General features: G+C 37.1%; 5 protein-coding genes. 2 read left to right on the top strand and 3 right to left on the bottom strand.

Features of this window, described 5'->3' with window-relative positions:
* Positions 1-69: 69 nt before the first annotated feature.
* Entirely contained in the window at positions 70-2,019 is a 1,950-nt protein-coding gene (locus tag F6K22_RS22930; protein WP_293103161.1) for a DUF3685 domain-containing protein, read from the bottom strand.
* 337 nt (positions 2,020-2,356) lie between these two features.
* The gene (locus tag F6K22_RS22935) at positions 2,357-4,543 is read right to left on the bottom strand and encodes a hypothetical protein (protein WP_293103164.1); all 2,187 of its coding nucleotides are present in this window, start codon (positions 4,541-4,543) and stop codon (positions 2,357-2,359) included.
* Between the two features lie 801 nt (positions 4,544-5,344).
* Between F6K22_RS22935 and F6K22_RS22945 the strand changes: the two genes are divergently transcribed.
* Entirely contained in the window at positions 5,345-5,824 is a 480-nt protein-coding gene (locus F6K22_RS22945; RefSeq protein ID WP_293103170.1) for a CRR6 family NdhI maturation factor, read from the top strand.
* 1,159 nt (positions 5,825-6,983) lie between these two features.
* Here the strand turns inward: F6K22_RS22945 and F6K22_RS22950 are convergent.
* Positions 6,984-7,949 carry a glycosyltransferase family 9 protein gene (locus F6K22_RS22950; RefSeq protein WP_293103167.1) on the bottom strand — a complete coding sequence of 322 codons (966 nt, stop codon included), beginning with the start codon at positions 7,947-7,949 and terminating at the stop codon, positions 6,984-6,986.
* Positions 7,950-8,184: 235 nt separating this feature from the next.
* Here F6K22_RS22950 and F6K22_RS42390 point away from each other — a divergent pair, with 235 nt between their 5' ends.
* Positions 8,185-8,262: a helix-turn-helix domain-containing protein gene (locus tag F6K22_RS42390; RefSeq protein ID WP_363274200.1), complete on the top strand. Its 78-nt coding sequence runs from the start codon at positions 8,185-8,187 to the stop codon at positions 8,260-8,262.
* Positions 8,263-8,372: the final 110 nt, after the last annotated feature.

Here is an 8,372-nt window from a genome sequence, read left to right on the forward strand (position 1 = left end):
GCAATACTCTTGGTTTTAACCAAAAGTAATCATTAATTATTCATTATTAATTATTCATTATTCATTATCCTAAATACTTCCTTTCTGTCTTCTACTTCCTTGCTGACTTTTTCTTGCTTCTCCCATATTATTATTTCTACCAAATTTAGCATCTTGAAAAGAACTACCCACACCCTGAATAATACCTCTGCCAATTAAACCTATACCACGCCCAATTACTTGAGTTAGTAAATACACAACTCCACTGCCAATAAAAGAAACAGTTGCCCGAATACCAGGAGCTATTGCATCACGAGTTTCTAAAAGTAATGTTACTGTCAATGGAATTCCTGAAAGTTTTGCTAATTCATGTCTACGGGGTGAATAAATAGATATTTTTTTGATGCCACGTTCATTCAATACAAATAAGGAAAAGTTACTCTCAAAAATTTCTTTTGGTTCTTCAATATATTCTTCTATGCGATATTTCCAGGATAAGCGATTACGGAACTTTTCAATATCTCGTGTTGATAATAACTGCCGACTATAAAAATCTTCTTTAATTTCTTCTACATCTGCAAAATTATTTAATAAAGGCTGAATCACAGCATTAGCAATTGAAATTAATAAATTTTGGAGTAACGCTTCAGAGCGTTCCATAGCTTCAGGAGTACCTACCGCAAAAGATACATTATCAACTACTAAAGGAACTTGAAATAATAAGTAGGATATTAACTCTTCAACTAAAGGAATTTTATCAAGAATAAACTTATGCACATTATCAGCATCATTTAATAAAACTGGCATTACTTCTACTTTAATTTCTTCGGCAAAAGCATTAACAATTCCCATACCATTACTAATTTCTAGTTGATAGTATTCACCAACAAAAAATTTGGTCGTAAATTCCCACAAATTCTGTACAATCTCATATCTTTGTTTGGGAATTTCTTCCATCAGAATAGAAGCAGTACGCAGTTCATCGAGAATATCTTCAAATTTACATAAAGCTATATAAATTAGTTCTTGCTTCTTAGAACCTCGTAATATATCAATTTCCATTGGTAGTCCACTGAGGTTAATTAAATTAGAATTTAATTTTGCTATTGTTGACTCAAATAAAGCTGTTTGTAAATTCATTGCTTCAGTGGTGGTGGGAGAAACAAATTCTGAATTTATTCTCAGTACAACTTGCTCATCATTGTTAACAGAATTAATAATTTTTTGTGTTGGTAATTCTGTCATATTTCTCAAGTTTGAATAGACAAAATTATCTCCATTTACATCTGTTGCTTGCTGCTGCTTCTGGGCATTAACCGACTTAGGTGACAAATGACTAAGTATCCATCTAGCTGTTAGTAATTCTCGGCGTTGCCCAGAAGTTATTGCCACATTGAGTAGAGAATTTAAATTATTTCTATCTAAATTTTTTACTCTTTCATTGAGTTGAGATGTTACTTCCGAGAGAGAAGAATCTATTTGTTTTACCCCAGACTTACAGACATTATCAAGAAGATTATTGAAAAATTTTTTTGTTTGAACTCTTAAACCTAAATTTGTTGGTCGAGCGGATTTTTCTTGTATAGTTTCAACCCCAGAAATATTTACCCAATAAGACTGACCATTTGCTATTTGTCTAAGAATAATTACTAACTCAGAAATACTGATTCCCTTTAGGCAATAACCATTGACACCTAAGTCTCGTAATAATGTCAATAATAAAGTATCTTGTAAGGATGTCAATAATAATATTGGTAACTGAGGGTAAGAAGTTTTAAGCTGTTGACAAAAGTCGATTCCAGAGACTGTAATTTCCTCTGTAGTTTGAGGAATCAAATTATTGGTTTCTATGTCTAAAATCACCAAAAAATTATTATCTTCTGCGATAAAATTTTGAATATTTTTTAAGGCATCTGCCCCTACTTCTGTCTCAAATACTATTTCTAAGTCAGGAAACTGCTCACAGGAAAATTTTAACCCCATCCGAAAGATAGGGTCATTATCAATGAGCAGCAATTTTAATGCTGATTCACTATTCATAAATTGGTTTTTGGTTGAGATATTTTAAGAATATAATGTAAGCATTCAGAGGTCAGCTAGCCTCTTACAGAGGAACTGCATTATCGGCTATTAGATTCCGAGATACATCTACATTTCCCGCTATACAATTGTATAGATTGACAACTCAAGTTCGTCGTTCTTGTACTTTAACTCTGTGGTTAAAAATGTAGTAGAAGTTAAACGAATACTTGCTTCATTTATTAAAAAGCTGAGAGCTGACCGCTAAGAGCTAAATGCTTACAATATAATAACCAATGAATGTTAAATTCAAAATTTCCTCAATGTCTCAATTAAATCTTCCATATTAACTGATTGATTATTCTTGAAGTAAATAGGCATCCGAACTGGGAGCTGGAGCTGGAGCAGGAGCTGGGGCAGGAGAATAAGACCTCTGTGGAGCTGGTGAATAATATTGAGGACTGGGGGCAGGAGAATAAGACCTCCGTGGAGCTGGCGAATAATATTGAGGACTGGGGGCAGGAGAATAAGACCTCCGTGGAGCTGGCGAATAATATTGGCGACTAGGAGCAGGAGAATAAGACCTCCGTGGAGCTGGCGAATAATATTGTCGCTCTCGTGCTCGTTGATATTCTCGCTGTCTCCGAGCTTCCTCAGCTTGTTGTGCTGCCCATATCGCATCTCGTTCAGATACCCAACGAGATATAGAATTTTGAGCTTCATAATACAGAGCACGTCCATAACCAATTTGAGAAGCTGTATTAATAGCAGCAGTCAGACTACCTTGCTTGGCTAGGCCATAAGCTTGATTAAGAATTGGCCGATCTTGGGCAATTTGTAACTCTGTATTCCATTTATAAATTTCATCCTGAGCTTCCTCATACAAAGCACGACCCTTTTCAATCTCATATGCAACATCAATAGCTTTGCCAAGTTTTCCTTCTTTTGCTAAAGCTCTAGCTTCTGCTAAGAATGGTGAATCTTCAATAATTTGTACTCGTTTATTCCACTCAGCTATTAATGTTTGAGCTTCTATTCTCAGTGGACGCTCCAAGGCAACATAACCAGCTTGTTTAATCGCTAAATTATAACTATCAACAGTCTCTTGCTTTGCTAATTGTTTAGCTAAAGCCACATAAGGTCGGTCTTCTATCTTGAGAATATCTTTGCGCCACTTAGCAATCAAAGTTTGAGCTTGGATTCGCCTTGGTTGTTTAAGACCAACCATTTGAGCTTGGTCTATGGCCAATTGTAATGCTGCTGGTTGACCCAAACCAGCCATTGCGTTGGCTAGCTGAATATGAGTTAAGTTGTCTAACTGTTGTTGGAGCTGCTTAATTTGAGTTTGAGCTTGTTGATAATATGGGCTAGCTGAAGTAATCTTAGCTGCTGCTGCTTTTCCTTCCATCAAGGCTACCATATTGGCAATTTGAGACCCTCCCATAGACTTGTTCCAAGTTGCTGCTTGAGAATGACCTAGTAATATTAAGTCTTCAGCTTCTTTTTTCAGTTTATGCTCTGAAGGAATATATTCAATAGCTGTTATTGCTCCTTTTAAGTCTTTTGCTTCTATACGTTTAGTGGCAATTTCGATTAAAGTACGACCCCACTTTTGAATATCTTGTTCCGCTTTTTCTCGAATGTAGAGACTAGGGTCTATTTTTTTGGCTAAAGCGATCGCTTCTCCATATTCGTCTGCTGTTTTTCTATATATCAAATAACGAGCATCTTTCAAGATTTGCCAACCCTTTTTTTCCAAGATGATGCGCTCTAATAATTCTCTATATTTAGTAGTGTGCCAATGAACATTATCTAATTTTGACATGGCCAGGGAGTAAGCAGAGGTTTTATTCCAATCCATAGCTTTGAGAGCTGCTTGAGCCTTATCATAAAGAGATTGACCTTCTGCCCATTGTTTTTTCCAACCTGCTACTGCCTCTTCTACCCTGGGGTAAGCTGGACTGTTTTTAGGAATTTTTGCTACTGTCTCCAGAGCTACCTGTAAATTACCCTCTCTAATCTTTTGATAAGCAACGGAGATAATTAACTTAGTCCATTCTCCTGTCATTTGTTGACCTAGTTGATAGAGCGGATGTTCTTCTGGCCAACTTTGTACTAAAGCTAAGGCTTTTTCCAACTGTTCTAGGTCTCGTGACTCAGCAGCTTGGTGGGCACAATAAAGTCGTTTTCCATCTGCTGATAATGGAGAAATTTGTTCACAGTTGGGTTGGGGTGGGTTAACCAATAACCACATCAGTGCTGCACCACCTGTAATTCCAAAGCTAGCTGCAATACTCCACCAAATTAGTTGCCATCCCCAATAATTTTTTTTGCCTTTTTTTGGTGGAGTTTCTATTGATTTTTGGGAATTTTCTTCTGGTTCAACTTCTGAGCTATTTTTTTCCTCTTGCTCTAAAGCTTGTAAGGTCGTATTTACTGCTTCTATTTGTACTAGGGAATTACTACTGTAGCCGTTGGCTGCATTTCTAGAGGTTGTATGGGAACTTGCCTCCAAGTTTTTTGATTGTGAATTTTCTAATGACATAACGAAATTTACTCCGCTAATGGTAATAATTTTTCAGCAGGTGAGAATAATTTGCTGAACTAATTTTTTTTGCCTTTTCCATCACCTAGAATGCTTTTAATGCCTCCGAAGGAAAATTTAAACTTGGGTTTTTGCTCAAGCATGACCAGGGAGGTTTACAGGTTAAGGGTTAGCTAGTTCAAGTCAAAACTAGTTAGTTTAGCAAATTCACCTATATTTTAGAAAGTCATTTTTTTGACTATTGGATAATCTTCAAATAATTCAGTTAAATTTTTTTCAGCCAAAACTATTGGAATTTTTTTTGCTCTACTATGGTAGATGTTTATTATAAATTATGCTTAATTGTATCACTGATTAGATTTAATAGATGATTCTGTTATACTGCTCGGTAAAAAAACTATTTATCTCTAATTTTTTACCGTTATTGTGCCTAATATTGGCAGAACTGACCATAAAATTCAGTAATTTTAATTAGGTGTTTGTGTTTCAATTTTCTCCAGCAAATCTGAGGGTAATTGTACATAAACATCCATAATTTGTCTTGTATCTAAGCAGTTTATATGAGAGTGGGGTTCAGTTATATTTCTGTATAAGTTACCATCAGCAGGTTCAATACATTCAATAATTCTCTCTTTTGAAAGAGCTTCCAGATATGCTATGGTCGTAAATTAATCAAAATTGACAGATATTTTCCCAGCTCCTCTGCAAGAGGCAGCAGAAAACTAAATAGTGATATTTAGGAACCCCCCGGTGTCGCCCAAGCGCACCGTCGGGAAGATGTCAAAATTATCTACAGCTAGGATGACAATTACGATCGCCCTGAATACTGAACACATCCATAACTTGGATTTATCTCCAGTTGAAAATATAATCTCTCAACTGCTGCAAGAAGAGGCGATCGCCTCTTCTGAACAGCAGCTCAATTTTGCCATTAACTATCAGCAAGACCCCCAAGATCCAAGGGAACTTTCAGAAATTCCAGAAGTGCGTTTATGGTTTATCCGTTTAGACAGTCGTTATCCTTGGCTGCCATTTTTGCTCAACTGGAAGGAGGGGGAGTTGGCTCGTTATACTGCAATGCTTGTACCCCACCAATTTCATCGGACTGAAGGTATCCAATATAATCCAGAAGCCTTGGAAATATTTCTGATGCACAAAATTTTTGTTTTGAGACGGTGGTTATATCAAAAGGGTATTTCTAGTCAGTCTAGATTAATGTCCATGTCTCAAATGTTGGGGTATGATTTGACAGAGGAATTTTTTGTATCAATCCCAGACTAAAGGCAATAGACAAGAAGGATACTATAGCAGTGGGGGTTTTTGAAGCAGAACTCAGCAGTTAGCACTGGTGCAAAATGGCGGAAATAACTGACCTGTTACAAAATTATAAAAGCCTTACTAATCAATAGTTTTGACTGTCTTGAGTGCGTCTTACATTCTGAGGTATCCTCAGAATTACGCACTCGATGCATGACTTCCGCGTAGCGGTACTAGGCATTTAGAGCAGGAATATTACTAAATGCTATTTGCGGAGTACTTACGCACCGAAAATTCAGTCAGATAGGAATTAGGCACAGAGGATGTATGTAGTGTCAAAAACTATAACGATCTAGTTTTTGCACTCTATATATAGTACCCCTGTGTAAGTCCTCTCAGAGATTACTTTTGATTTTCCTGTAGCAGGAAAGCTTTAAAGTTTTCTAGTTATCCTAAGCTATGCTTGGACCGAAAATTCAGTCAGATAGGAATTAGGCACAGAGGATGTATGTAGTGTCAAAAACTATAGCGATTTAGTTTTTGCACTCTATATATAGTACCCCTGTGTAAGTCCTCTCAGAGATTACTTTTGATTTTCTTGTAGCAGGAAAGCTTTAAAGTTTTCTAGTTATCCTAAGCTATGCTTGGACTGAAAATTCAGTCAGATAGGAATTAGGCACAGAGGATGTATGTAGTGTCAAAAACTATAGCGATTTAGTTTTTGCACTCTATATATAGTACCCCTGTGTAAGTCCTCTCAGAGATTACTTTTGATTTTCTTGTAGCAGGAAAGCTTTAAAGTTTTCTAGTTATCCTAAGCTATGCTTGGACCGAAAATTCAGTCAGATAGGAATTAGGCACAGAGGATGTATGTAGTGTCAAAAACTATAGCAATTTAGTTTTTGCACTCTATATATAGTACCCCTGTGTAAGTCCTCTCAGAGATTACTTTTGATTTTCCTGTAGCAGGAAAGCTTTGAAGTTTTCTAGTTATCCTAAGCTATGCTTAGGCTGCATTATATTTGCGACAACCATTTTTGCTGGCGCAAAAGCCTCACATATTTATTGTGAGGGCCACCATGCGCCAAAAGTTTTTACCTCTTGCCTCTTGCCTCTATTTCTGTAAGAGGGAATAGAGACTCAAGAATATTTCCCCCTATTACCTATTCCCCTATTCCATTGTTCAACCCTCTCCGCCCCAAATTTTCTGTAGGACTTCCTGGGGTGAAATATCCGCCATTTTCCCTGTAGGAGATTTAACTGCAATTACCCGATCGCTCTTGGGTAATAATTTTTCTGGTTCCGTTGGACCAAATAGAGCAATGGTATATGTCCCAACTGCAACTGCCAAGTGCATTGGCGCACTATCAGTACATAAAATTAAATTAGCTCCAGCGATAATAGCAGCTAATTTACCCACATCCCCAGGCATGACTATTTTTACATCTGAAGAAGATTCTCTAATTTCGTTGACCCATGGTGCATCTTCTGGACCTTTGACTACTACTACTGGCAAGTTAGGTTGTTTCTGTTGCAGTTCTGAAATAATCTCCAGCCAGTAATTAGTAGGATAAATTTTATCGATACCTTTAACTTGAGCTATTTGACTAGATCCACCATGAACCAGGATATAACCACTTTCTGCAACTCCTAATCTTTGCTGTTCAGCTTCGGCCCAATCAATATCTGCTTTGAGGACATTAATTGATATTCCTTTGAAAGGGGTGGTAATGTTCATCCCCTGCAACAAATCATGGTACATCTGAGCTGCATATTGTTCAGTTTTCAGGGGTATAGGATCGGAGAGGAATATTGCTCCATTACCTGCATAACCTACCCGTTTAGGAATTCCTGTTAACCATAATAATAGACCAACTGTCCAACGTTGTCCCAGGGAAATTACGGCTTCGTATTCGCGATCGCGCATAATACCTAGCAGGTTGCCCCAGTCGGCGAGACTATTGGCATCTTTAAAGTCGTAGGTTAGGACATCCCGGACGGACTTGCAAACTCGGTATGCACCCTTAGAGCGAGGCTCTACAATTACGTCAATTTGAGATTCTGGATAGGATTGTTTAAGGTCATCCAGAGTAGGAAAGAATAAAATTTGGTCGCCTATTCCACCAGGGACAAGGGCAAGTATTCTCATGTTTAAGGAATTAAAGTTAATTATCAGTTGAATTTTAACAAGGGGGGAGAAGGATTAAAGTTAATTATCAGTTGAATTTTAACAAGGGGGAGTTTAAGGGGCTATAAGTCCAACACCATAATCTGTGATTTGGTGTGTGGATACATAGGCCCCTCAACTAAATTTTGCTTGGTCCAACCAGACAAAATTTACATTTTGATGTTACAGTTTTATCAGAGTAGTTGAAAAGCGATAAATGTTTAAGGCTTACAAGTACAGAATTTATTCAAATACTCAGCAACAAGCAGCTTTGGCCAGTCGAAAAATCTCTTAAACTCATGCTAATTATTTAGTTCGTCAGTCTTGGATATTTGACAAGAAAAATCTATCCTACTATGACCTACAAAAAACACTTTCTACTCAAGCAGACTATCAAGAAATGCC

It is taken from the genome of Okeania sp. SIO2F4 (assembly GCF_010672385.1).
Lineage (GTDB): Bacteria > Cyanobacteriota > Cyanobacteriia > Cyanobacteriales > Microcoleaceae > Trichodesmium.

What these genes read in the sequence shown, in the direction of transcription:
- F6K22_RS22930 (WP_293103161.1), bottom strand. Translation starts at nt 2,019, where the DNA reads ATGAATAGTGAATCAGCATTAAAATTGCTGCTCATTGATAATGACCCT.
- F6K22_RS22935 (WP_293103164.1), bottom strand. Translation starts at nt 4,543, where the DNA reads ATGTCATTAGAAAATTCACAATCAAAAAACTTGGAGGCAAGTTCCCAT.
- F6K22_RS22945 (WP_293103170.1), top strand. Translation starts at nt 5,345, where the DNA reads ATGACAATTACGATCGCCCTGAATACTGAACACATCCATAACTTGGAT.
- F6K22_RS22950 (WP_293103167.1), bottom strand. Translation starts at nt 7,949, where the DNA reads ATGAGAATACTTGCCCTTGTCCCTGGTGGAATAGGCGACCAAATTTTA.
- F6K22_RS42390 (WP_363274200.1), top strand. Translation starts at nt 8,185, where the DNA reads ATGTTTAAGGCTTACAAGTACAGAATTTATTCAAATACTCAGCAACAA.